Origin of the sequence: Gluconobacter sp. P5H9_a (assembly GCF_018812085.1) — a bacterium.
Classification (GTDB): domain Bacteria; phylum Pseudomonadota; class Alphaproteobacteria; order Acetobacterales; family Acetobacteraceae; genus Gluconobacter.
In genome coordinates this window covers 1-541 of the sequence record NZ_JACRVW010000076.1, presented here as the reverse complement: position 1 = coordinate 541, position 541 = coordinate 1, and the positions used below count along the sequence as shown (strand labels likewise).

General features: G+C 42.0%; 1 protein-coding gene. It reads left to right on the top strand.

The genetic code is table 11. From position 1 onward, the window contains the following. Positions 1–200: 200 nt before the first annotated feature. A complete protein-coding gene (locus KP708_RS15550; RefSeq protein ID WP_215757264.1) occupies positions 201–464 on the top strand; it encodes a hypothetical protein in 264 nt (87 codons plus the stop codon). Positions 465–541 lie beyond the last annotated feature (77 nt).

Below are 541 nucleotides of genomic sequence, written 5' to 3'. Positions count from 1 at the left end.
CCTTAATACTGAAATTGACGATAACGAAATCCTTATCCCACTGATGTTTATAGTGATAAGCTTGTATTGCTGTGACATCGCAATCGCGCAGTGGCAGTTCAATTTTGTAATGACTATTATAAAATCGTTATGAAAATTAGAGTGGAACCGATCAAATCAAGTCTGTTCCACTATATACTCCATCGACGGATATTATCGACATGAACACATACAAATKTAAGATTGATTACAAAGAAGACCGTAGCAGAGACGATAGGTTGAAACACGGACGTCATCTTGATGAATTAGTCCGTGGTCTCGCTTTGTCTGTTGGCGATCTGGAAATCAGTAATCATGAAGACTACACGTCAGAAGGCAATCTGATTGGTGCGAAGACAAAGGCAACGAGGGCTGATGTTTTGGATGCGATTAAGCATGAGATCAGGGCTAATAACTTAGACGTGATTGTAATAGACGAAAACTAACTGACACCCCTATGACACCGTGCCGACGCCTCATGTCGGCATTGCGTGTCGATGACATGTCAGGCACCTATGTCGAC